Consider the following 24,570-nt stretch of genomic DNA (forward strand, 5'->3'; position numbering starts at 1 on the left):
GTTCGGTACGGGGAGAGACGCGGCTTTCCCTGCCGCTTTCTCTCCCCCGAACCCCTCTCTTGACTGCCGGGTGCAAACAAGGGAAGAATGGTATATTTGACAAGTTTCTACCATAAGAAATTCAATCCATGTACAATAACGTCTCATCTCTCCTCCTTCGTTTTATTGTGGAAAGCCGATATTTCTTACGGTGTTGCCCTGGTGGATCTCTGCCGGAACAATATGGAATATCGGAGCGTTTTCTTTATGCTCGAAATATTCTTTCACCAGACGCACCGCATAGGAAACCACAAGATCGCGGCGGGTATTGATTCTTGTAATGTCCTCTCCGGCTTTATGCCCCGCCCGGCCGAGCGAGATCAAACTGAAATCACGGGGAATCTCAAGACCGCACTCATTCGCCGCCCGGATGACCTCCCGCGCCGGAAACATCGACACCACGAACAATCCCGTAAAACCAGGCTTCGGATGTTCAGAGAGATATTGTTTGAAGAACTCGTAACTGCGCAATGGCGAAGGTTCCCCGATCTCAATATGTGGATGCAGCACTTCCACTTCCACCCCGCACGCCCGGGCACATTTCAGAAAACCATCAAGCCGTTGCCGGATCACCGTCACTTCCGGTTCAGACACCAGAATTCCCAATTTCCGGTGGCCGTTCATCAGCAGATACGTTGCGGCCAGCACCCCGCTGAACTCGTTGTCGCCATCCACGTAACGACAGCCACCCACGCTCACTGTCCCGTAAATGATGATAACCGGCATCGGCTGCGCCATGATCCGGTTGAGCTGTTCCGAAGTAATCTCCTCGTGCGCGTAAGGAATGAACAATACCGCGTCGGCTTTGAGCTCCGGCAGCATTGCCACTCCCGACGCATTGTCCGGCATATCCACCAGCGACGATTCAAAACCGGCCTTTTCCGCCTCTTCTTTCAGAAGAGAAGAGAGCTCTTCCGAATAATCTGCAATATCAGACGGAGTCAAACAGACTATTTTCCGGTAACGCGGCTCCCGCCGGACAAAATAACCGCGGCGCTCCTGCGCTTCCAGCACCCCCGTCTCGCAGAGCCGCTCCATCGCCTGCTTGACCGTGATCTGACTGACATTGAATTCATCCATGATCTGGCGGACGGAAAGAAATTTCTCCCCGGCACGGAATTGCAGGCAGCGTGCCGTCAAATGCTGTGTCAACTGATCAGCACGATTAAACCGAATGTTGTTCTGAACCATAATGCCTTCTGTGTTTATTTTAAATACAGTATATATTATGACACAAATTGATCTCCATGTCAAGACTGTATTGAAAAAAAATACACATTTCAATGGTCGTAGTCGGCATGACCGAGCGGCGACCGGACAGACGGAAATTCTTCACGGCAGATTTTTCCCGGATTTTTCCGGCTCCGGGATTGAATATTAATTTTATTGTAGTAAATTTATTAATAAACGGGAGGAGCCGGCATGAACCCGACGGATGTGATCGCGGATCTGAGGAAAAAGTTGCTGTTCTTCAAAGAATTGACCAGGGAAGAACTCTCTGCCCGGACCGGACTCTCGCCTGCGTCGATCACCAACTATTCCAGAGTCATGCGCGAGACCGGAATGGTCGCGGGGGAAAGCTTTCGCGCCCCCGGCGTCAAACGGCCGATCGAACGGCTGCGGCTGCTGCCGGGAAAAGAGCGGGCGCTGGCCGTCATGGCTGCGCCCGCCCGGGTCGAAGCGGAACTTCTCGGCTGTGACGGGGGAGTCCTCGAACGGTACAGCTCAATCGTTCCGGAACAGAATCAGGCAGCCTTTCTGCAAACCATCAATCGGACGATCCGCGAGGGAATCGCCGGGAAAACAGTTCAGGTGGCGACCCTCTGCGTCGATGGACTTGTGGCGCCGGATCCCGGCATGATCTTTCACGTCTCGGGAATCGGGGCCTGGGAACCGTGCGAAACTGTCGGAATGCTGGAGGCCTGGCGCGAGATCCCGATCCGGCGGGTATTCACGCAGATCGCCGCCGCCACCCGGGGGTTCGCCGCCGCAGCCAGACAACCGGATCACATCGGCCTCCTGATCTGTCGGAATGCTGCACATTGGAAAATCGGCACAATGGAACTCGGAGAGATCGCACTCGGACGTTGCGGGACACCCGGCAATGCCGTACACCGCTCCTGCGGAGTCGCCGCCCCCCTCTGTTTCTGCGGTCGCAGCGACTGCTTTGCGGCCGCTATTGCCGCAGGGAAGGGGAGACTGCCCGCCTCCGTCATTGCCGGGGTGCTCTCCGGACTTTTCTTTGAACTCGGGCTCCGGATTGTCGGCCTCAACTGGCCGGAATACGGAGAAGCTCTCATTCGCGCGCTCTCCGGCACGGGAATCGATCTCCGACCGGTCGAGGATCCCGAACACTTCGCCCGACAGGGCCTGCGCGAACTTACCGCGGAACTCATTCCCATTTCAGAAAGGATCGTGAAACATGAATCACAACCATTATGACGTCGCAATCATCGGCGGCGGAATCGGCGGAGTGGCGGCGGCTGTTTCCGCCGCCGAATCGGGAGCACACACTCTGCTGGTCGAATCAAGCTGGCGCTTCGGAGGAGTCCCGGTCAATTCGCTCATCGCGAGCTTCTCCCAGCCGATCCCGCCCGGAAAAACGGCTCCGACCTTTCAGGACATCCTGATGAACCGCCTCGCCGCCCGTGGCGCTCTCAGCTGCGATGAATTCGACGACGTCGCCCTCTCGCTGATCCTCGACGAACTCCTCACGCAATCCGGCGCGGAGCTGCTGCTCGGAACCGAGATGATCGAGGTCGAAACCGCCGACGGAAACGTCTCGTCCGTCACGCTGTACAACGCCTCCGGCCGGCGGAAAATCTCCGCCGACATCTTCATCGACGGAACCGGGGACGGCAACCTCTGCGTCGCCGCAGGTGCCGAATTTGAACTCGGGAACCGGAAAGACGGGCTGTGTCAGCCGATGACGCTGCCGTTTTTCATGAGCGGTGTCGATTTCGACCGCATACCCCCGATGAAGGAGATCAATCTCCGCTACAACATCGCCAAGGCCAGGGGGCTGCTTCACAACCCGCGGGAGGATGTGCTCTTCTTCCGGCTTCCGGTTCCCGGCACGCTGCTCTTCAACAGCACCCGGCTCAACGGATACGATCCAACCGACGCCGCCTCCCTGACCCGGGCCATGATCGACGCCCGCCGCCAGGTCGCGGAAATGAGCCTCTTCCTGAAAACGCTGCCCGGATTCGAGCACGCTTTTCTCAGCCGGATCGGCTCGAAAATCGGCGTCCGTGAAAGTCGCAGAATCCGTTGCGATTACATGTTCTCCGAAGAAGATATGAATCGCGCCGCGCACTTTGATGACAGCATTCTGCGCAGCACCTCGCACGTCGATATTCACAGCCCCACCGGCAGCGGGACCCGGTTTGAACCGCTTCCGCCCGGCGTGGAGGGTTATGAAGTTCCGTTCCGCTCGCTGCTGCCGGTCGGATTGTCGAACGTCATCATCGGTTCGCGCTGCATCGGCGCGACCCACGAGGCATTCAGCGCCATCCGCATGATCGGCCACGTCGGAGAGTATGGACGGGCCGCCGGATTCGCCGCAGCCGAGTGCATCAGACAAAAGCGCACTCCGCGCGAAATCGATCTTGTTCCGGTACGGAAAAAACTAGGCATGATCTGAACGGCTTCCCAGCGCGGCAAGTTCGCGCTGCAGCCGCCCGAGCGGCAGCCCGACCACATTGTCGAGCTCGCCGTCGATCGAGGCGACCAGCAGTTCCCCGTGTTCCTGAATCGCATAGGCTCCCGCCTTGTCCAGAACGGGAACGCGGGAAAGATAACGCTTCGCCGTCTCCACATCGAACGGCAGAAAAGTCACGCGCGTCGTTTCGCTCCAGACGCGCCGGAACTCCGGGAGCCCGCGCAACAGCGCCAATCCGGTAACGACTTCAGGTGTCCGCCCCGAAAGGGCCATCAAAGTCGCAAGGGCATCCGCCGGGTCGCGCGGCTTGCCGATCACCCGCCCTTCGAACAGAATCACGGTGTCCGCCCCAAGCACCACAGCATCCGGATGTTTTGCGGAAACCGCCGACGCCTTGAGTTCCGCGTTGTACAACGGAACCTGTCGCGGATCAGGCAGTACATCGATCTCCCCCGCCTCGGCGGACTCCACCACGAACGGCACGCCGATCCGCCCCAGCAACTCCCGGCGACGGGGCGACCCCGAGGCAAGAATCAGCATTCCTCCGGCGCGGCCTTTGCCGCCTCCTTCGCGGGAACCGCCGGGGGCTGGATCACAGGCTCCGCGCCCTCGTCAAGCGTATCGATCCGGAACTGCACCTTGCGCATGGAATGAATTCCGAACAACCGCTCGAGCGTCTCAATCAATTGCGGCCTGATTTCGCGGGAAAGTTCCGGCAATCCTCTGCCGCCGCCGACAAACGTGCAGAACAACAGCAGCTGATAGCTCTTTCCCTGCCGGTAAAGCCGAATCCGGCGCACATCGAGTTCCTTGAAGTTCCCGAGCACCGACCGCGCCGCCTTCTCCACCGCCTCGCTGGAAATAATCAATTCTCCCGCGGCGTCCGGCACCACAATCGAACCGCAGCGGTGTCGACGGAACAAAAGCCGCAGAATGATCCGGAGAATCACCAGAAGGATCAGAAGCCCGATGACCAGGCCAATCCCCATCGCATATCCGAGATTAAATTCGTTGTTGAACAACTCCCGGTAAAATTCGCTCGAAAAAAGCTCTTCAAAAACCATTCCGGCACCTCCTCCAGAAACATTCGGGGCGCACCGCATTCCGGCACACCCCGCTCGATCATCAGTTCATCGGGATCGAATCGATCTCCGCATCGTCGTCGCCGCTCTCCTCCTCCGAAGCCGCATCGTCGATGTCCTGGAACAGAACGCCGACTTTCGTGACGGTCATCCCGGTCACCTTCTCAACCTCCTCGATGACCGCCTTCTGCACCCGCGGCGCAATTTCGGGAATGTTGTAACCGCTCTTCAAAACCAGCTTGATCTCAAGCGTCACGCGGTTGTTGTCGTCCATCTCGATCGTGATCGCCCGGGCCATTCTGCGGTTCCCGACAAACTCCGCAATGTTGTCCACCAGCGAGCTGCCCGCAAGGCGCGAAACCCCTTCCACGGAAAGAGCCGCTTTACGAACCAGGGAAGCGATCACATTTTCGTGAACCTTCACCTCGCCGAGTTCGGAACCTTCCAGAGCCGCCGCTGCAGTGTTTCCAGCTTCCGTCTGCGGAACTGCCGCCTTTCTGTTGTTTGCCGCCGCCTTCATTTTCCGTCCTCCTTATGTTTCGAGCTCTCCTGCATGAAGCGCTCCACAAACCCCGTATCGTATTTCCCAAGATTAAAGCTCTTGTGGGAGACGATCTGCTTCTGGAACGGTATCGTGGTCTTGACCCCCTCGATCGTCATCTCATCGAGCGCACGGCGCATGGTCGCAATCGCCTCCTCGCGGTTGTGTCCCCAGACGATCAGCTTCCCGATCATGCTGTCATAGTAGGAGGGAATCCGGTAACCGGTGTACGCATGCGAATCCACCCGCACATTCGGCCCGCCGGCCGGAATGTAAAGGTCAAGCCGTCCCGGGCTCGGCGTGAAGTTGTTGAACGGGTCCTCCGCATTGATCCGGCACTCGATCGCATGCCCGCTGATCTGCACATCCTTCTGACGGAAACTCAGCCGTTCGCCCGCAGCAACCCGAATCTGCTCCTTGATCAAGTCGATCCGGGTCACCGCTTCGGTCACCGGATGTTCGACCTGGATCCGCGTATTCATCTCCATGAAATAGAAGTTGCCGTCCTCCGTGTAGAGGAATTCGATCGTACCGGCGCTCGTGTAACCCGCCGCCTTCGCCGCTTTGACGGCGGCCGCGCCGATCCGCTCCCGCAAGCGCGCCGAAAGCGCCGGAGAGGGAGCTTCCTCGATCAGCTTCTGATTGCGACGCTGCACACTGCAGTCGCGCTCGCCCAGATGCACCACATTGCCGTAGTTGTCAGCGATGATCTGGATTTCGATATGGCGCGGATTTTCCAGGTACTTCTCCATGTAGAGCGCCCCGTTTGCAAACGCGCTCTCCGCCTCGGTCCGGGCCGCGTGATACCCCTGCACAAGGCTCGCGTCGTTGCGCGCAATGCGCATGCCGCGGCCGCCGCCGCCGGCCACCGCCTTGATGATGACCGGGTACTTGAGCTGATGCGCCATCTTCAGCGCCTCCTGCTCGGAAAGCAGAACCCCGTCGCTGCCGGGCGTGGTCGGGACCCCCGCCTTCTTCATCGTATCACGCGCGACCGCCTTGTCGCCAAGCGCACGCATCGCCTCCGGCGTCGGCCCGATAAACGTGATGCCGTGCTTGCGGCACGCCTCCGCGAAATATGCGTTTTCCGAAAGAAAACCGTAACCCGGATGAATCGCATCCACATCACAAATCGCCGCCACCGACAGAATCCGGTCGATCAGAAGATAACTCTGGTTCGAATGCGCCGGCCCGATGCAGACCGCTTCGTCCGCCATCCGCACCGGAAGACTGTCGGCGTCCGCCTGGGAATAGACCGCAACGGTCCGGATGCCGAGCTCCCGGCACGCCCGGATCACGCGAAGCGCGATTTCGCCGCGGTTGGCTATCAGGATTTTATTGAACATAATTGTGTACCGTCACCTTGTTATCCGATTACGAACAGCGTTTCCCCGTATTCGACCGGCTGACCGTTTTCCACGGCAATCTCTTTGATGACGCCGCTCTTTTCCGCCTTGATCTCGTTCATGACCTTCATCGCTTCGATGATGCCGACAACCGTATCCGGCGTAACCTTGTCGCCGACTTTCACAAACGGCTGCGCCTCCGGCGAAGAGGCACGATAGAATGTTCCGACCAGCGGAGAATCGATCGTCTCTGCCGGAGCCGCCGCAACCTCCGCGGCAGCCACGGCCGGAGCTGCCGCCTGAGTCGCCGCCGGAGCGGGCATCGCCGCCACGGCCGGAACCGCCGGAGCAACCTGGGTCACAATCTGGGCGGGAACACTCCCTCCCCGCCGAATGCAGAGATTGTACTCCTCGGCTTCGATCTTGAACTCGGTCAGATCATGGTCGCTCATCAGTTTGACTATCGTCTTGATTTCTTCGATTTTCATTGCAGAAGCTCTCCCTGGAATTTGGGGTTTCGATTACATTACTGTTGATTCCGCTTTTTCAAATGAGAACACAGGGCACGGAGCGCCAGCTCGTAAGAGTCGGCTCCGAACCCCGCAACTACGCCGATGCAGACCGGGGCGGTCAGGGAACGGCTGCGAAACTCCTCGCGGGCATGCACATTGCTCAGGTGCACCTCCACCACCGGAAGTTTCACCGCGGCAATCGCGTCCCGGATCGCCACGGATGTATGCGTGTAGGCCGCGGGATTCATCACAATACCGGAAATCCCCTCCGAAATGGAATTCCCGATCCGATCGACGATCTCGCCCTCATGATTGGATTGAAAGTCAATCAGCTCGCAGCCGAATCCGGCGGCAAGCTCACGCAGATGCGACACAATCGATTCAAGCGTGTCGCGACCGTAGATCCCCGGCTCCCGAAAACCAAGAAGCTGAAGATTCGGCCCATTGATCAGTAATATTTTCATAACCAACTACTATAGCACCAACTTCCGGATTTTTCCAGTTTTCCGGAGATTTTCTCCCGGAAAACGGTCCTTTTTCATTTCAGTTCCTGCAACTCAATCCGCGGGGCCGACTGCAATTCAAGCAGGCGGCTTTCGTCGAACGGCGCCCCGGAAGCCTCAGCAGACGAACAGCTCCGCAGCCCGACCAGAATCAACACGCCCACCACAATGAACGCAATCACCACCAGCGCCGCGCCTCCGGCAACCAGAAGCATCAGCTGCCGCTGCTTGCGCTCATTCTCCTCGCTGACCTCATGATCCATAACCGCCTTGGTGATGTCTTCCGGCAGCTCATACTGCAGCCGTTCACGCAACCCCGCGGTCAGCGCATCCGCATCCTCCTTGCTCACGCCGTAAAGCGCACAAAGTTTGCGGATGTAACCCATCACATAGACCAGTTGCGGAAGATTCTTGTAATCCTCCGCCTCCAACGCCTCCAGATAGATCTCCCGAATCCTGGTCTCTTCCGCCAACTGCCGGATCGTAAGGTTGTGGCGCTGCCGCAATTCCGCAAGACACTCCCCGAATGAACCGTCCCCGGCGATTCTGCAATAGGTCTTCGGCTTTACCGGAGAATCGGGAACCTCGCGTATTTCCGAATCGATCGGTCCGATCGGCTCCTCCTCTTCTTCTCCCTTCGCCGCGGGCGGCTCATCGCGGAACAGCTCCGGCTCTTCCTCGTTTTTCCGGCCGGGCAGCAGCCCGTGTCTCAATTCTTCCATATCATGACCCTTATATGTTGGGTTGCTTTTTCCTAATCAATATAGCGCACTTCGGTGCATTCTGCAATTCTTTCGAGACTACTCTTCGTCCATTCCGTCGAAAATCAGGATCTCCCGCTTGTTGCCGCTGCCCGACGCCGGCCCGACAATGCCGCGCTCCTCAAAGAGATCCATGATCTCCGCGGCGCGGTTGTAACCGATCTTCAGCCGCCGCTGGAGATAACTCGTGCTCGCCTTCCGGTCGAGAACCACCACTTCGAGTGCCCGGCGGATGTTGTCGTCGTCCCCCGGACGCATGTATTTCTTGATGACCGGGGCGATATCGCGGTAATCGTCATCGTCGTAATCGGTCGCATTTTCGTCGATTTCCTCCTCCATCGCCTCCTCCTCGGCGACGACCTGCGCATTGAAACTCTGAGGAACCTGGTCGGAAACGAACTTCACCACCTGCTTGATGTCTTCGTCCTTGACCCAGGCGCCCTGCACACGTTCGAGGTCCATCCCGCCCGGCGCGAGGAAGAGCATGTCGCCCGACCCGAGCAGTTTTTCCGCTCCGTTCTGATCGAGAATGACCCGGCTGTCGATCATCTGACCGACCCGGAACGCGATTCGCGTCGGCAGATTCGCCTTGATGACGCCTGTGATGATCTGCGTCGAAGGACGCTGCGTCGCAACCACGATGTGCACCCCGGCCGCGCGCCCGAGCTGGGCGATCCGGGTGATATACGCCTCGGAATCCTTCCGCGCATCGGTCATCATCAGTTCGGCCAGCTCGTCGATGATCACGATCAGCACAGGCATTTTCGCGGGCGCTTCAACGCCGTTCTCATCGATCACCGGCACCGGATTCGGCCGACTGTTGTACTCCGCGAGTTTTTTCACGCCCGCCTTCGCAAGGATATGATAGCGCTTCTCCATCTCGGTCACGGCCCAGCGCAGCGCGATCGGAACCTTCTTTGAATCGTTGATGACGGGAGTAATCAAATGCGGCAGACGCTTGTAATCCTCGAATTCCACGATCTTCGGGTCGACCATGATGAGTCGCAGTTCATCCGGCGAGAATTTGAACAGCAGGCTCATGATGAGCGTATTCATGCAGACCGACTTGCCCGATCCGGTCGAACCGGCGATCAGAAGGTGCGGCGCCTTCGCGAGGTCGAGAATCACCGGATTGCCCGCCACATCCTTCCCCAGCACGATCGGGATTGCGGCGTGCCCCTTCTGCCACGCATCGGACTCCATCACCGCCCGCATGAACACCGCCTCGGTCTTCGTGTTCGGGACTTCGACGCCGACGACCGGCCGGCCGGGAATCGGCGCAAGTACGCGCACCGTCTTGGCGGAAAGATTCATCGCGATGTTGTCGGCAATCGCTTCGACCTTCTTCACGTTGACCCCCTCGTCGAGGGAGATCTCGTACCGCGTGATCCGCGGGCCGGAAATGTATCCGGACACCCGGCCGGAAACCTTGAAGCTGTCGAGTGTCCGCTGCAGAATCTCGCGCGCCCGGGCGATCGCCTCCGGCGCTTCTCCGACCAGATCGGAGCCCTTGCTCAACATCGGAATCTGAGGCAGAATATATTCGCGTTCATGGCCGGCAGTCGCCTTCGCCCCCTGTTCCACCACTCGTGTGCTGACCGCCGGAACGCCGGCGGCGGGAGAAGTCTGCGGCCGGGAAGCGGGCGAAACCGGAGCATTCGGCCGTTCCGGAGCAGGAGCGGGCTCCGGTTCCGGTTCCGGTGCAACGGCGGTAAGCAACTCCGGCTGAGAAATTTTCGGAGCAGGATTCTCCTCTTCCGACTCCGCCGGAACGGCGTTGCCTTTGCCCTGAAGAACGCGGAGGGCCTCCCGCATCCGGTTGAACATGCCGTCCGTTGACCGTGCCGGTTCATCCGCCGGGGCTTCACGACCACTCCCGTCCTCCGGCTCCAGCTCCAGCTCCGGTTCCGGTTCAGCGGCGATCGCGGCGGCGCGGCGGCTTCGCGGCACGTCGTCCGATTCGGGTTCCGTCCACGGGCGCGGCGCGAAAACCCGATCCCGCAGCAGTGCGTGCCAGTCTGAAAAATAAATGACAATCGCCCCGCCCATCACGAGCGCCCATCCGAAAATCGTACATCCGACCGCACCGATCAACTGCCGAAGCACTCCCTCGGAAAGTTCCGGAGATTCGACCGCCGGCGCGACAAGCACCTGACCGATCACTCCGCCCGTGAGGGCGAGCTCGGGGACTCCGCTGCGACCGATACCAAGCTGTTCGGTCAGTGACACAAATGGATAAGGAGAAAGCGCAAGCAGCAGAAGCGAGCCGAGGAGAATCATCGCTTCCCCGGCGAAAAAGAGTCCCGGCCTCCCCTTCCCGGGCAGGATCGCCCGAAGCAGGCGCAGCAGTGTCACGAACACCAGCACGTAAGTCGCCAGCCCGAAAAGATGGAAAAGCCAGAAACCGAAATATGCTCCCGCACTGCCGATCCAGTTCGACGGCGGGGCGTCGACCCCGCCTGAAATCGCCGCACTGTCCGCAGGCGAGTAGGAAAAGATCGCCAGCAGCGCCAGTAGCAGAAACGCCACATAAAAAATATATTGCACCCGGAAACCGCTCCCACCGCCCGACCGGGATGTAACCGCAGAATCAGCCATCATGCACCGTATTCTTGAAACCACACAGAATCAAACGGAGTAATATAGACCGAAGGTTTCGCAAATGCAATCTCTTAGAGCCGAAAACCCGGAAAAAAGGCCTCGATACCATTCGGAGAAAAAAAAACAGATTCAGCCGAGAATGCGCGCCATCTCTTCCGCGGAGACAAAACGATGGGCGTTCCAACCGTGCCGGAGCGCTCCTTCGATCAGGTCGGCGCGATCGTCGAAATAAAATGCCGGGACGCCGAACCGCGCTTCAAACGCCTCGAACATCGCTTTTTCCGGCTTCTTCGCATGGACTTCGCAACTGTAAATTCCGTCCGGCACCGCCGCTTCCGACGGGAACTTCCGCCGAACCTCGTCGAGATGGGTGATCGAAGTATCCGAGAAGAACACCGGCCGGAATCCCCGCGCATCGAGTCCGGCAACCAGCTCCGCCATCCCCGGAACCACCGGTCCGATGATCGACCGGAACGCCCGTTCGAGCTCTTCGTCGGAGAACTTCGTTCCGGTCAGCTTCCGGAATCCCGCGAGAAATTCCGCGGGAGTGACTTCCCCGCGCTCGAACCGTTCGCTTGCGAGAAACAGCGCTTCGGGCGGAATTTCACTCACGCTCCGGAATCCGAGCGCCCCGAAACACCGCTCGGGATGAATCTCCAGGCAGACATTTCCGATATCCAGCGCAATCACTCTTTTCTCCATCGATGCCACCTCCAAGGCTTTCCTTTCTGCAATCTGCAACAAAAAAAATCCGTCCGGACTGGAAGACTCAACCGTTTTCAACGGAAAATACAACGGAAAAATACAACGGAAAAGTAACGGATCAATCCGTCATTTCTGAAATTTCCACCTCACGGCTGACAGAAAAACGCTCCGAAAATCGCGGAAAGCAGCAAAAGCCAGAGAAACGGAAATTTCGTCTTCATCAGCACCGGAACCGTCACCGCAGCGAGAATCACGCATCCCCAGTTCAGCCCAAATCCACCGAGCGTGCCGCCCGCACCGGTTATCATCTTCCAGAACTCCCCCCATGGAATCTCCGTGCGGAACACCGACAGCTCCGCAAAAACCACCGCCGCCGACAAAACCAGCCCGAACGACGCCGGACGCATCCCCGCCAGGAATCCCTGTACCGGAACACTCGTCTCATACCGCTTCAGCAGCTTGATCGCGAGAATAACCAGAAACAACGCCGGCGTCACGATCCCGAGCGTGCCGAGGCACGCCCCCAGAATCCCCTGCTGCGTGAATCCCACGTAGGTCGCCGTGTTGATCCCGATCGGCCCGGGCGTCACCTGTGCGATCGAAACGAGATTCGCAAACGCCTCCGGCGTCAGCGGCGCCCCGGGCGCGTTCCCGACCAGATCCGCCGACAACAGCGGAACGAGCATGTAGCCGCCTCCGAAGCAGAGCAGTCCAAATTTGAAAAACGTGACGTAGAGCTCCCAGAACGTCATTTCTTCTCCCCCGCTTCTTCCTGTTTCCTCAGTCGCAGAATCGTCACCTGTGAGATCCCGAGCACGATCGCCCCGACGATCAGCCAGGCCGGATTCACCCCGAATACGCTCATCCCGACCAGACAACCCGCCGCGATCAGCCAGCCGAACCATCCCTTCACCGGCTTTTTGCGCATTTTAAGCGCGGTCACGACCACCATGCCCACAATGCAGGCGATGACACCGCGGAATGCTCCCTGAATGTACGGATTCTGAATCATCTCAGCCACCGATGAAATCGCCGCCGCTATGCAGATGATGATGACCAGCGACGGCAGAATCGACCCGAGCAGCGCCGCAAGCGCCCCCGGCAGCCCGTTGATCCGCCAGCCGATGTAGATCGCCGAATTACAGGCGAGAATCCCGGGAACCGTCTGTGTGATCGTGATCATCTCCAACACGTCGTCATCGGTCAGCCACCCGCGGCGGCGCACAAACTCCTCCTGCGCCGCCGCTATGATCGCATAGCCTCCGCCGATCACGAGACTCGTGATCTTGATGTATGACCAGAAGAGCACCCAGCTCCTCTCCCAGACACCGATCTCCGAATAATGCCGGGAAGCTCCACCCATCATTTCTCCGTTCCGAACAGGAAACGCAGCCCGTCCTGAATATAGTGATCCCAGAACTCCCAGTTATGGGTCCCGGCATCCTCAATGTAGCAGTAGCCGGGGAAATGAACTTTCTCCATGTAATCGCGGAACCGGTGATTCTCGCGCAGCAATCCGTCTTCCGTCCCGCAGACCTGCAGAATGCGCGGTTTCGGTTTCGAAGATTTGAGAAGAGCGTCGGCGAGCGCAAAGAGATCATCTCCGTTCGCCACGATCCGTTCGGCAGAACCGAAGATCCGGGTCAGTTCCTCACGCATCTCCGGCCGCTCACCGCCGATGAACCAGCCGCGCGGATCCGTCACCGGCGAGAGCGCCACCGCCCCGGCAAACCGTTCCGGGCAACGCAGCGCAAGTTTCAGTGCGCCATAGCCGCCCATCGACAGCCCCGCCGCAAACGTATCCTCCCGTTTCGCACTGACCGGAAACAGATTCCGGACAATCTGCGGCAACTCTTCCGAAACCATCGTCCAGTAACGGTATCCCTCGGCCATATCCGTATAAAATCCGCGCTCTCCCGCCGGCATCACCACGACAATGCCGTAAGCGGCCGCGTACCGCTCAATCGAAGTGCGGCGCATCCAGATCGTGTGGTTGTCCGAAAGCCCGTGCAGCAGATAGAGCACCGGGTATTCGGCGCGTCCCGTCTCTCCCGAAGAAACCATGCCGATCTGCGTCGCCGCCTTCTGCGGAACCAGCACATTCATGCTGCAGGCGCGTCCAAGCACATCCGAATGAAATTCACATTGAAGAAAAGCCATTTCTCACCTCTCCTTGATCATCGTTGAAGATTTTCCGCCGGATATCAGAATCCGAATTCGGACTGTACCATACCAAACTCGTCCTCCTCGTCCGGAGCAGGTTTCTCCGGCTCCTTCTTCTCCGGTTTCGCCGGTTCCGGGCGGGGGCGGGAACGGGGACGGGAACGCTTCGGCTTCACCGGCGGCAGCCCGTCATCCTCCAGCACGAGCGGCTCACCCGCCATTTCCGGAGTGGATTCCCCCTTCCCGGATTCAACCGATTCCGGCACCGTCCCGGATTCAATCTCCTTTTTCTCCGGCTTCTCTTCCGGCTCCGGCTCAGAAACCTTCTCCGAGTCCACGGGTTTTTCCGATTCCGGTTTCTCCTCCATTCCCGGCTGAACAGCGGACTCTTCCGCTGTATCTTCTGCGGAAATGACGGATTGATCCGTCACTTCACCCGGCACTTGTCCGTCATTTCCCGATTCCTCCTTGCCGGAGGCGGCAAGTTTCAGCGCCTCAAGTTCCTCTTCGGTCAGATAACGTTTGTGCGTGATCTTCGCAAGCTGCCGGGAAGAAATCAAAATACCGCGCGCTTTCGGTGTACGCATCGGCAATTCCATCAGATTCAGCTCCCGCTCCACGGTTTTCCCGCGGGCGTTCGTTTCCAGGAGCGTATAAACCGCATCCGAACGCGGCGTCAGAAGTTCCAGCTTGCACTTCTCCGGACAGATCATATACTCCTTGTCGAGGATGAACCCGCCGATCGTGGTTCGTTTGCCGTAATACTTGCCGGAAGCGGTCTCCCGGTAGATCACGCCGAACTCCGTCGACGCATCGTATTTCCGGAAATCATAGAGTTTGCCGACAAACAGCTTCTCCGGCGGCAATGCAATGACTTTATAACTGCCGTTCTTGCTCACGCAGAGAAAACGGTCAAACTCATTGCAGGCGATTGTATCGTCACTCTTGATCGCAGTGCCGACATAACCGTTTCGACGATCCCAGCCGACTTTGATGTTGTTCAGCGCAGCCACGGTCCGGTCGATCTTTTCAAGATGTTCGATCTCAGTCCGACGCGGATAACGGTCCCCATACTTCTCAAGCAGCTTTTTCAAATAGCGGATCGCATACTGCTTGAGACTGCCGAGATTCTTGTTGATCTCCTCCATTTTCGCAAGCACCTCGGCGATTTCGCGCTGATTCTTTTCGATGTCGAAGCGGGAGATCCGGCGCACGGGCAGCGCAAGCAGCTTGTCCACATCCTCGTCGGTTACATCGCGCCGCAGCAGATGGCGGAACGGTACAAGACCGGCGTGAACCTCCGCGTACTCCTCCTCCTGGCTGCCGCACTCCTCGATGCGCTTGTAGATGCGGTTTTCGAAGAAGATCTGCGCCAGCGTCTTGGCGTGAAACTGATCCTCCAGCCTGCCCAGCTCGATCTCCAGCTCCCGCTTCAAATATTCAAGCAGTTTATGTGTATTGCGCCGGACGACGTCCGTCACGCTCATCACCGCCGGGCGGCTTTCGCAGATCACTGTCAAATTCACTGAAATCGACACCGAACAGTCCGTGTACATGTAGAGAGCCTGACGCGTCCGCTCCGGATCGTAGCCGCGGGTCGGAACAATCTCGATCTCCACATGCTCGGTCGTGTAGTCGTTCACACTCGCGATCTTGATCTTGTTCTTCTCGGCGGCCTTCTCGATCGATGCAATGAGACTCTCGGTCGTCGTCGTCGCCGGAATCTCGCGGATAATGAGTTTTCTCCCTTCGATGTCGATCTTCGCGCGCAGCGTGATCTTGCCGTTGCCGTCCTGATAGTCGCTCACATCCATGAGCCCGCCCTGCTGAAAGTCCGGATAGAGCTCAAACGGCTCACCGCGCAGTTCGCTGATCTGTGCCTCAAGCAGTTCGTTGAAGTTGTGCGGCATGATTTTCGTCGCCATCCCGACCGCGATGCCGTCACTGCCGAGCATCAGAAGCGACGGGATCTTCACCGGCAGCACAACCGGCTCCTGGCTGCGCCCGTCGTAGGAGTCGACAAACTCCGTGATGTCGTTGTTGAAGAGGACCTCGCGACCCATCGGAGAAAGACTGCACTCGATGTACCGCGGCGCCGCGGCGGGACTTCCGGTCAGAATATTGCCGAAGTTCCCCTGCTTCGTGATGAAATACTCCTTGTTCGCGAGCACCACAAGCGCGTCTCCGATCGAGGCGTCGCCATGCGGATGGAAATGCATCGTATTGCCGATCACGTTTGCCGCCTTGTGCGTGCGCCCGTCATCGATTTTGTAGAGCGACCAGAGAATGCGCCGCTGCACAGGCTTCAACCCGTCGTCCACGTCCGGAATCGCGCGGTCCTTCACGACGTAACTCGCGTATTCCAGGAAGTTCTGATCCATCATCTTCCGGAAATACTCGTTGTTTCCGCGATGGCGCACCGCCGTAACGACCGACTCATCCGGGACATCCGGCTCCGCCATCTCATTCACGACCGGTTCTTCCGGCTCAATTTCTCCGGTTTCGGGCTTTTCCGGTTCGTCACTCATATTTCGATACTTCCAGATTGTTCATGATGTATTCGCGTCGCTTCGGGGTATTGTTGCCCATGAAGAACCCGAGCAGCTCCGGAATGTTCTTCATGTTGTCGAGCGTGACCGGCTGAATGCGCATCTCCTCGCCGATGAACCGCCCGAACTCCTTCGGAGAAATCTCTCCAAGCCCCTTGAACCGGGTGATTTCCGCCTTTTTTCCGAGTTTTCGCGCCGCCGCATCGCGTTCGGCCTCGTTGTAACAGTAAACCGGCGACTGCTTCGGAGCCTGCACCCGGAAAAGCGGCGTCTCAAGCACGTACAAATGTCCCGAAAGCACAAGCTGGTCGAAGAACATCAGGAAAAACGTGATCAGCAGATTCCGGATGTGCAGCCCGTCCACGTCCGCATCGGTCGCAAGCACGACCTTGTCGTAGCGCAGGTTGTCGACCGACTCCTCGATCCCGAGCGCCTGCATGAGAAACGTCAGCTCCTCGTTCGTGTAGATCTTCTCAAATTTTTCGCCGTAGCTGTTCATCGGCTTGCCGCGCAGTGCGAAGATCGCCTGACAGTTCACATCCCGGCACACCTCAAGCGAACCGGCGGCAGAGTCGCCCTCGGTCAGGAAAATCATCGTCTCGGAAGGCGTCACACCGCGCGGCCACTTGTCGCCCGGATGGAATTTGCAGTCCTTGAGCTTCGGAATCCGCAGCTTGCTTTTGACCGCCGCGGCCGCCCCCTTCTTCCGGATCGCATGAACCTGCCGATGGATCTGCTCGTTGCGCGAAACCTTGTCCAGAACAATCTCGGCAACCTCCTTGTTCTTATGCAGAAAATCGACGATCGCGTCGCGTACGGCCGAAACCACCGGACCACGCACATCCGTGTTTCCCAGCTTGTTCTTGGTCTGCGACTCGAAAATCGGGTCGCGCAGCTTGATCGCGACCGCTCCGGCCATGCCGTCACGCACGTCATCGGCTTTGTAGCTCTTGCCGGAAAACTCGTTGATCGCCTTCAGAACGCCCTCCTTGAAAGCGGAGAGATGGGTGCCCCCGTCGTTCGTATACTGCCCGTTTACAAAGCTGAACGCGGTTTCCCCGTAGTTGTCGCTGTGCGTCAATGCAAATTCGAGCGTCGGAGTTTTCAGTGCGATGATCGGATAGATCTTGTCCTCGCCGATCTCACTTTCCAGCAGATCCTCCAGCCCGTGGCGCGACAGATAGAGCTGGCCATTCAGATAGATCGAGAGCCCGCTGTTCAAATAGGCGTACATCCAGAGCCGTTTTTCGAGGTACTCCGGCTTGAACGCGTAACCCGGAAACAGTTCCGAATCCGGAGTGAACGCCACGAACGTCCCATTGCGCTCAGAGGTTTCTCCCTCCTCTTCGCCCTGCAGGACGCCGCGTTCGAACCGGGCCTCGTGGAACTTCCCGTCGCGATACGAACGAACCGTGAACTTCTCCGACAGCGCATTCACCGCCTTGGTTCCGACACCGTTGAGCCCGATGGAGAAGGCGAACGCCCCCCCCTCATATTTGCCGCCTGTATTCATTTCCGAAACACACGCCACAACTTTGTCGAGCGGAATTCCGCGCCCATAGTCGCGAACGGAGACGCTTCCGGCGTCCAGCGTGATCTCGATGCGCTTGCCGACCCCCATCGTGAATTCATCGATGCAGTTGTCGATGATCTCCTTGACAAGCACGTAAATTCCGTCCTCGGGATGGCTTCCATCACCGAGACGGCCGATGTACATGCCGGGGCGAAGGCGGATATGCTCCAGCGGCAACAGCGTTTTAATCGAGCTGCCGTCATACTTCGCCGCCGCTTCCGCCATCTCCTGTTTCCCTCCCTTTGTCCGTTCAACCATAACGGGATAATATACCATTTTTCCCTGAAAATGCAAGCGTCTCCGGGAAAATGCAGGTTTCACAAAGCGGGAAAAACGGAACGAAATCAGCGGGTTTCCGGTGCGACTGCGACACTCTCACTCCAGACCGTCGCGCCCGTCGACGAATCAGTCAGAGAACAGCGCAGGAGATTCCGTTCCATGCGTGCCCGAAGCAGATAGCGCCCTTCCGGAGCGAAAAAGATTCCGCTGATCGCCCCCGTCCGTTCAATCACCCGGCGCGCGAGCGGCAGAAGCGGTTCATCCGCCTCAACCGCCACCGCCGCGCCCGGGCAGTTCTGCAAGGTGTACGCAAAAAGAGACGTGACCAGATCGTTCTCCGCGCCGCGCAGATCACGCGCCGCCGGGACCTCCTCCGTCACGATCGCCCCATCCGGCGGCGTTCCCGGCGGCAGCATCCAGCAGCAGCCTGCCACCAGCAGCAGCGCAGGCGTTCCCCACAGGGCAGCGGCGCACTTCATCCCATCCTCCCTACTCCAGATCCCGCCGCTTCCGGCAGATGCAGATTGAGTTGCAGCGCGGACAGCGCGTGAGGTTCACCGACTCCTTGATGATGAAAGAGTGGTGGCAGTTGTCGCAGTGAAACAGCGTACTGTTGCTCAAATTCCAACTGTAACGCTTGACCCGGTAGAGCTCACGCCACCAGAGAATCCCGATGAAAATCAGCCAGAGCGCAAAAAATCCAAAGATCGCCTCGGCATAGGAGAGTCCAATCATGGCGCCACCTCCTTCCGCTCCGGCTCCGGCCAGTAGACGACAACCGTCCGAGGCGAATCAAACCGCTCTCCGGCCACCGCTTCAAGCGCCGCCCTGTCCAGCGTCAGAACCCCGCAAGACCGGGCCAGATGGCTCCGCATCATGCCGGAACTCCCCCGGACGGTCACGATCGAAGGCCCGGAAATCATCCCGCCGTCAAACGATTCCGGCAGTCGCAGCCGGTCGAGCGTGAGAGGTTTTCCCTCCCCGTCCATCACAAACGGATTCCTCACCGCCGGGATCGGAACCGGCGTCCGCTCGTCAAAAGCTCCGCCCCGATAGGGTTCCGGACCCGACTCCGACACCCGGGACAGCGGCGTATATCCGGGCAGAACCGGCAATCCGGGCCGGGAAAGAATCCCCGCCAGCTCATCCTCTGCACGACCGACCGCACGCGGACGGTGCTTTTCCAACAGCGCCGCATACCCGGACCCCGCATTCGAGCGGATGAACTGCGAAGAATCGTGAACCCGCGTCCATGCGAGCAGCTCACGCCACTCCTCTTCCGACACCCCGGAGGGCGTCAGAAGCGTCACTCCGGGGCTCCGCCGCGCATCCGGAGGACGCTTCCCCGGCTGATAACCGGCGAGAAAAAACAACGCCGCATGCACGAGCAGCGCCAGCACCAGCGCCTCGACCGTATAAACCCAGCCCGGCGTAACCGGCCGCGTCAGCAGATAGTTCGGAATTCTCGCCATGCGTCACCTCATCCCCGAAGCTCACTGCCCGAACACCGTTTCCTGCCGCTCACCGGGAGGAACCGTCACCAGAAAACTCGCCAACTCGGCCGCCTCGGCCAGCGCCATCACCTCGGCACACTGCTCAAGTGAAACCCCGCGGTCCGCCAGAATGATGATCGTCGCATTCCGGCTGCGACCGTGCACTTCATTGAACTGCTGCTTGAGAACCTCCGGCGTGACCGGACGGTCGTTGAAGTAGAGCAACCGCCCGCCCTCTTCGCCACGCGTGATCGTTACGACAAAGCGCTCCAGATCCGCGGAACTTGACGGCCGCACCCGCGGCAGATTTACCCGGATTCCCGTCACCCGCACGAACGAACTCGACAAAAACAGAAACAACAACACCAGGAACAACACGTCGATCAGCGCGGTCAACTCCGGCCAACCGCTCTTCGGCTTGAGTCCCGGCTTGTAACGTCGCCCTCCGATCGATGACGGATTATTCACGTTCCGCCTCCGGTTTCGCGCCGGACTCCCGACGGCGCCGCTCCATGAAGCCGAGCATCTCAAGAGATGCCTTCTCCATGTCCAATGTAATCGAATCCACCCGTGCCACCAGATAGTTGTAGGCCAGATAGCAGGGAATCGCCACCGCAAGCGCAGCCGCCGTCGTCAGAAGCGCCATGTTCACCGCCCCCGCGATGTCCGAGGCGGAAAACATTTCACTGCCCTGCGCCGCCTCAAACACCCGCATCATCCCGAGCACCGTTCCGAGAAACCCGATCAACGGCAGGACAAACCCAAGCGTCCCGAGCAGATTGATATGACGCTCAAGCTTCGGAATCTCCTCCAGCGCCGCATCGTCCACAGCCTTGCGGATATCGCTGTCCCCTCGCTCATAGGCGCGGATCGCCGCCGCCAGAAGCCGGGCAGCGGGACCCGGCGTATGATCGCAGAGCGTCAACGCCTCCACAAACCCGTCCCGCCGCAATACATTGAACAATCCCCGCAGCACCTCGCCGACATTGATCTCCTCCCGATGGAATTGAAACACCTTCTTCAGAAAGATGAACAACGCCACCAGACTGCAGAAGAGAATCACCCACATGATCGGACCGCCGTCCTCCATCAACTTCAAGATCAGTAACATTTCACTGTTTCCCCTGTAAATTGTATTTTCGCCGAATCTCCTGCTCAATCCGATCGAAATCCTCGCCGGTCGGCAGTTGCAGATCTTCAAGGATTCCGATCACCCGCAACGCTTCGCGCGCCCCCGCGGGCGTACCCATCTTCAAATAGGCCAGCGCCGCGGCATACCCCGCCTTGCCGACCCAGACCGGATCCGGCATCACTCCGCCTCGCTTCTGATCGAGCGCAAGATAAAGCACCCGGTTATACGCCGCCAGAGCTTCGCCGGATTCATTCAAAAGTTCGCGACACTTGCCGAGCTTGTAAAGACTCTGAAGCCGCAATCTCGGATCTGCGGAATCCTCCGCCAGCTCCCCGTACAGTTCCGCAGCCGCCTTCAGATCGGCCGGATCGAGCGTCTCGGCATAAACGCTGAAACGCGCATCGGCGATGCGGCCCGTCGCGATCCGGCCGAACAAACCATCCGGCCGGAGATCCCGCGCCTTCCGGTAAAACTCCAGCGCCGTCTTGTACCGTCCGGCATCGGATTCGAGATTCCCCGCCAGAAACGCCGCATCCGCGGCAAACGAACTGGCCGGATAATCCGCCAGCAACGCATCCAGCTGCATCCTCGCCTGCTGGAAATCCTTTTTTACCAGGGCGATCTGCGCCCGCCGGTAAAGCAGCTCCGCCGCAACTTCGGGGTCTTTCACAACACCGCGTCTTTCAAGTTCGGCAAGCTGCCGCTCCGCCTCCATCGGGTCGCCGCCGGCAAGCAGATAATCCGCCAGCTGCAACCGCGCCTCCACGCCGCCGGCAGAACCGGGAAATTTTTCATCGAGCAGTTTCAAAGCCCGGTCGACATCCTCCTGACTTCCTCCAAAGCACCCCGCAAGCATCGCCAGATAGAGCGCCCGCATTGCATCGGACGGCACCGGTTCGAGCTCAGCATAACGGAAAAAACCACCCGCCGCAGCCGGATAATCACGCTGCGCCAGCGCCAGTTCCGCCGCAGCCAGCATCGCGGCAGGAACATAATCTGAATCCGGATGCAAAATCAGAAATCGTTCATAACCGCTGCGCGCCGCGCCGGACTGCCCCCGCTTCTCCTGCAGAAACGCACGGAAATATTCCGCGGCGACCCGATATTCCGGGTTTTTCGCGTCCCGCAGTTTCTCCACCACCGGAACCGCCTCGGCGTACTCCCCGAGCGCAATCAACGACTGCAGCAGCCAGAAGCGCGCCGCCTCCGCATGAGCACCGTTCACATCCGCCACCGACCGCATCAGCTCCGCCGTCTGCGCATAATTCCCCCGCCGGAAACAGTGCTCGCCCAACAGCAGCTCCCCTTCCTCCTTCTGCGCAGGCGTTTCAGACTGCTCGACCAGATAACGGAACATCGGCTCGGCAAGATCGTACAGCTTCGCCCCGGATGCCGCCACCGCCGCCTCCCGCGCCGCCGTCAGGCGCTCCGCTGCCGGAACCCGGTTGTCCCCCGTGATCCGCGAATAAAGCTCCATGGCCTCTTTGACATCGCCGGCTTTCACAAGCAGGCGCGCTCCGCGCAACAGCAGGCCGACGCGATCGGCCGCCTCCGGATAAAAGGTCAAATAGCGCCGCAAGGTCTTCGCCGCACGCCCGGGATCGTGTCCGGACTGCAGATTGATGAGCTCCCGCAACGCATTCTGCCGCTCCGCATCGGTGTCGGCCAGTTCAAACGCATCCGCCCAGAGCGACTCGGCCGCCGCCGTTTGTTTTCGTTCCATCGCCAGGCGCGCTCCGCCGACAGCAAGCTCATGCAGAATCGGCGGAGAAACTTCCCCTTCGTCCCCCCGGCGCAATGTCGTCCAGTCCGCCTGAAAGCGATCGAACGATCCGTTCCGCAACGCAGCAAGCAGATCGAGACTGCGCCAGTGTGCAGGATTCTCCTTCCGGAATTTTCCCGCAGCCAGCAGTCCGGCCGCCGTTTTCACGTCACCGGATTCGATCAGCGCATAGATCCTCGCTTCCAGCGCACGCCGTGCCCACAAGGGAAGATCCGCATTCTCATTCTCAATCCGCTGAAACTGTTCGATCGCGCCTTTGTAATTTTTCTGCCCGAGGCGCGCTTCGCCGACACCGAGCGCCGCTTCACAGGCCGCCTCCGGATCTGAGGCCCCGGCGGCAAGCGACGCAAAGAACTCCTCCGCCTCCGCATACCGTTTTTCCGCCATCAGAATCCGGCCGGGCAGCATCCCGGCTCCGTGCGCGGGCAGACGGGAACGGTATTCGGCCAGCAGTTGTTTGGCCTCCCCGACCTCTCCCTCCCGCAACTTCGCGTCGGCCATCCGGAGCGTATTCGCGCCCCATTTCTCCACATCGTTCGCAGCGACTTTCCGGGCGTTGTCAAAATATTGCGCGGCGTTTTTGTAGTCGCTTTTCGCGTAAGCCTCTTCGCCGAGACGCCGCTCCGACGCCTCATCCGCGCAAAGCGGCAGCAGGAGCGCCGAAAACAGCACCCCCGCCGCCGCAATGAAAAGTCCTCTTCTCAAATTGTCACCGCCGGATTACTCCCCGGTTCCCGCAGCGGATTCCGCCCCGGTCTCTCCGGAAAGATTTTCGGGCACGGGTTCGCCGCCCCGGACCTTCGCGTAAATCCTCTCCATAAGCTTCTGCTGAAGCTCGGGAGATGCCACGATCAGCGCCTTCGTCTGGTCCCGTCCCTGCCCGAGCTGTTCGCCGTCGAGGCTGAACCAGCTTCCGCGCTTTTCGAGAATCCCCATGTCGGTCGCGACGTCAAGCATCGAACCGGCCTTCGAAATTCCCTCGTTGTACATGATGTCGAATTCCGCCTGCCGGAACGGGGGCGCCATCTTGTTCTTGATGACCTTCACGCGCGCCCGGTTGCCGATGATGTTCCCGGCCGGATCCTTGATCCCCGTGGTTTTGCGGATGTCCATCCGGATTGACGCGTAGAATTTCAGCGCATTGCCTCCCGTCGTGGTCTCCGGATTGCCGAACATCACGCCGATCTTCTCACGGATCTGGTTCGTGAAAATGATGCACGTGCCCGTACGCGCCACCACACCGGTCAGCTTCCGCAGCGCCTGAGACATCAGACGCGCCTGGAGCCCGACGTGCGATTCGCCCATCTGACCCTCGATCTCCGCCTTCGGCACCAGCGCCGCCACCGAATCGACCACCAGAACGTCGATCGCCTCGCTGCGGACAAGCATGTCCGCGATATTCAGCGCATCTTCCCCGCAGTCCGGCTGCGAAATGAGCAGATTATCGATGTCCACGCCGATTTTTTTCGCATATCCCGGGTCGATCGCATGTTCCGCGTCGATGATCGCGCACCTGCCCCCTTTCGCCTGAGCATTCGCAATCACATGCAGACAGACCGTGGTTTTTCCGCTCGACTCGGGTCCGAAGATCTCCACGATGCGCCCTGCCGGAACCCCGCCGATCCCGAGCGCAAGGTCCAGCGCCAGCGAACCCGTGCTGATGACCGGAACATCCCGCTGCGCCGCTCCGGTATCCCCGAGACGCATGATCGAACCTTTGCCGAAACTCTTCTCGATCTGTCCGATCGCGATCTGGAGATTCTTCTCTCTGCCGGTATCCTTATCGACGGTCTTCGCCTTGTCGGCAGCCTTCGCTTCCTTTTCCGCCATGCTCCGTACTCCCTATA

At 59.3% G+C, this 24,570-nt stretch carries 24 protein-coding genes; 2 read left to right on the top strand and 22 right to left on the bottom strand.

What is annotated here, in order from left to right; all coding sequences use genetic code 11:
* Nucleotides 1–162: 162 nt before the first annotated feature.
* On the bottom strand, nucleotides 163–1,230 hold the full coding sequence (locus tag Q0K10_RS09630; RefSeq protein ID WP_294506374.1) for a GntR family transcriptional regulator: 1,068 nt from the start codon (nucleotides 1,228–1,230) through the stop codon (nucleotides 163–165).
* Between the two features lie 231 nt (nucleotides 1,231–1,461).
* On the opposite strand from Q0K10_RS09630, the gene Q0K10_RS09635 reads away from it, so the two are divergent.
* Both Q0K10_RS09635 and Q0K10_RS09640 read left to right on the top strand, forming a co-directional pair.
* Nucleotides 1,462–2,481 (top strand): hypothetical protein, encoded by a 1,020-nt coding sequence (locus Q0K10_RS09635; RefSeq protein WP_294506377.1) that lies wholly within the window; start codon nucleotides 1,462–1,464, stop codon nucleotides 2,479–2,481.
* On the top strand, nucleotides 2,462–3,682 hold the full coding sequence (locus Q0K10_RS09640; RefSeq protein WP_294506378.1) for an FAD-dependent oxidoreductase: 1,221 nt from the start codon (nucleotides 2,462–2,464) through the stop codon (nucleotides 3,680–3,682). The genes Q0K10_RS09635 and Q0K10_RS09640 overlap by 20 nt, the downstream gene beginning before the upstream one ends.
* On the opposite strand, the gene Q0K10_RS09645 is transcribed toward Q0K10_RS09640, so the two are convergent.
* From Q0K10_RS09645 to recA, 21 genes are all read right to left on the bottom strand, one after another.
* Entirely contained in the window at nucleotides 3,668–4,240 is a 573-nt protein-coding gene (locus tag Q0K10_RS09645) for a nucleoside triphosphate pyrophosphatase (protein ID WP_294506380.1), read from the bottom strand. The two genes, Q0K10_RS09640 and Q0K10_RS09645, sit on opposite strands and share 15 nt — an antisense overlap.
* Nucleotides 4,234–4,764: a hypothetical protein gene (locus tag Q0K10_RS09650; RefSeq protein WP_294506382.1), complete on the bottom strand. Its 531-nt coding sequence runs from the start codon at nucleotides 4,762–4,764 to the stop codon at nucleotides 4,234–4,236. The genes Q0K10_RS09645 and Q0K10_RS09650 overlap by 7 nt, the downstream gene beginning before the upstream one ends.
* Nucleotides 4,765–4,825: 61 nt before the next feature.
* Entirely contained in the window at nucleotides 4,826–5,302 is a 477-nt protein-coding gene (locus Q0K10_RS09655; RefSeq protein WP_294506384.1) for an Asp23/Gls24 family envelope stress response protein, read from the bottom strand.
* Complete coding sequence (accC, locus tag Q0K10_RS09660) at nucleotides 5,299–6,669, bottom strand: acetyl-CoA carboxylase biotin carboxylase subunit (RefSeq protein WP_294506386.1); 1,371 nt, start codon at nucleotides 6,667–6,669, stop codon at nucleotides 5,299–5,301. The genes Q0K10_RS09655 and accC overlap by 4 nt, the downstream gene beginning before the upstream one ends.
* 20 nt (nucleotides 6,670–6,689) lie before the next feature.
* Nucleotides 6,690–7,157, bottom strand: coding sequence for an acetyl-CoA carboxylase biotin carboxyl carrier protein (gene accB / locus Q0K10_RS09665; protein WP_294506388.1), 468 nt, complete (start codon nucleotides 7,155–7,157; stop codon nucleotides 6,690–6,692).
* Nucleotides 7,158–7,195: 38 nt separating this feature from the next.
* Nucleotides 7,196–7,645: a type II 3-dehydroquinate dehydratase gene (gene aroQ, locus Q0K10_RS09670; protein WP_294506390.1), complete on the bottom strand. Its 450-nt coding sequence runs from the start codon at nucleotides 7,643–7,645 to the stop codon at nucleotides 7,196–7,198.
* A 74-nt stretch (nucleotides 7,646–7,719) separates the two neighbouring features.
* Nucleotides 7,720–8,406, bottom strand: coding sequence for a helix-turn-helix domain-containing protein (locus tag Q0K10_RS09675; protein WP_294506392.1), 687 nt, complete (start codon nucleotides 8,404–8,406; stop codon nucleotides 7,720–7,722).
* A gap of 78 nt (nucleotides 8,407–8,484) precedes the next feature.
* On the bottom strand, nucleotides 8,485–11,046 hold the full coding sequence (locus tag Q0K10_RS09680; protein ID WP_294506395.1) for a DNA translocase FtsK: 2,562 nt from the start codon (nucleotides 11,044–11,046) through the stop codon (nucleotides 8,485–8,487).
* Between the two features lie 129 nt (nucleotides 11,047–11,175).
* The gene (locus Q0K10_RS09685; protein WP_294506397.1) at nucleotides 11,176–11,748 is read right to left on the bottom strand and encodes a hypothetical protein; all 573 of its coding nucleotides are present in this window, start codon (nucleotides 11,746–11,748) and stop codon (nucleotides 11,176–11,178) included.
* A 149-nt stretch (nucleotides 11,749–11,897) separates the two neighbouring features.
* Entirely contained in the window at nucleotides 11,898–12,503 is a 606-nt protein-coding gene (locus Q0K10_RS09690) for a chromate transporter (protein ID WP_294506399.1), read from the bottom strand.
* Complete coding sequence (locus tag Q0K10_RS09695; RefSeq protein WP_294506400.1) at nucleotides 12,500–13,117, bottom strand: chromate transporter; 618 nt, start codon at nucleotides 13,115–13,117, stop codon at nucleotides 12,500–12,502. Before Q0K10_RS09695 ends, Q0K10_RS09690 begins: the two co-directional genes overlap by 4 nt.
* Nucleotides 13,114–13,911 carry an alpha/beta hydrolase family protein gene (locus Q0K10_RS09700; protein WP_294506402.1) on the bottom strand — a complete coding sequence of 266 codons (798 nt, stop codon included), beginning with the start codon at nucleotides 13,909–13,911 and terminating at the stop codon, nucleotides 13,114–13,116. Before Q0K10_RS09700 ends, Q0K10_RS09695 begins: the two co-directional genes overlap by 4 nt.
* A 44-nt stretch (nucleotides 13,912–13,955) precedes the next feature.
* Nucleotides 13,956–16,442: a DNA topoisomerase IV subunit A gene (locus Q0K10_RS09705; protein ID WP_294506403.1), complete on the bottom strand. Its 2,487-nt coding sequence runs from the start codon at nucleotides 16,440–16,442 to the stop codon at nucleotides 13,956–13,958.
* Nucleotides 16,435–18,261 carry a DNA topoisomerase IV subunit B gene (locus Q0K10_RS09710; protein WP_294506404.1) on the bottom strand — a complete coding sequence of 609 codons (1,827 nt, stop codon included), beginning with the start codon at nucleotides 18,259–18,261 and terminating at the stop codon, nucleotides 16,435–16,437. The genes Q0K10_RS09705 and Q0K10_RS09710 overlap by 8 nt, the downstream gene beginning before the upstream one ends.
* A gap of 119 nt (nucleotides 18,262–18,380) precedes the next feature.
* Nucleotides 18,381–18,794, bottom strand: a complete 414-nt coding sequence (locus Q0K10_RS09715; RefSeq protein WP_294506407.1) for a hypothetical protein — start codon at nucleotides 18,792–18,794, stop codon at nucleotides 18,381–18,383.
* 10 nt (nucleotides 18,795–18,804) lie between these two features.
* Nucleotides 18,805–19,050, bottom strand: a complete 246-nt coding sequence (locus Q0K10_RS09720) for a hypothetical protein (protein ID WP_294506409.1) — start codon at nucleotides 19,048–19,050, stop codon at nucleotides 18,805–18,807.
* Nucleotides 19,047–19,787: a hypothetical protein gene (locus Q0K10_RS09725; protein WP_294506411.1), complete on the bottom strand. Its 741-nt coding sequence runs from the start codon at nucleotides 19,785–19,787 to the stop codon at nucleotides 19,047–19,049. The genes Q0K10_RS09720 and Q0K10_RS09725 overlap by 4 nt, the downstream gene beginning before the upstream one ends.
* Nucleotides 19,788–19,808: 21 nt before the next feature.
* A complete protein-coding gene (locus Q0K10_RS09730; protein ID WP_294506412.1) occupies nucleotides 19,809–20,276 on the bottom strand; it encodes a biopolymer transporter ExbD in 468 nt (155 codons plus the stop codon).
* On the bottom strand, nucleotides 20,269–20,919 hold the full coding sequence (locus tag Q0K10_RS09735; RefSeq protein ID WP_294506414.1) for a MotA/TolQ/ExbB proton channel family protein: 651 nt from the start codon (nucleotides 20,917–20,919) through the stop codon (nucleotides 20,269–20,271). Before Q0K10_RS09735 ends, Q0K10_RS09730 begins: the two co-directional genes overlap by 8 nt.
* Before the next feature lies 1 nt (nucleotide 20,920).
* On the bottom strand, nucleotides 20,921–23,428 hold the full coding sequence (locus Q0K10_RS09740; protein ID WP_294506416.1) for a tetratricopeptide repeat protein: 2,508 nt from the start codon (nucleotides 23,426–23,428) through the stop codon (nucleotides 20,921–20,923).
* 15 nt (nucleotides 23,429–23,443) lie between these two features.
* Entirely contained in the window at nucleotides 23,444–24,553 is a 1,110-nt protein-coding gene (gene recA, locus Q0K10_RS09745) for a recombinase RecA (protein WP_294506418.1), read from the bottom strand.
* Nucleotides 24,554–24,570: the final 17 nt, after the last annotated feature.

It is taken from the genome of uncultured Victivallis sp. (assembly GCF_944391105.1).
Lineage (GTDB): Bacteria > Verrucomicrobiota > Lentisphaeria > Victivallales > Victivallaceae > Victivallis.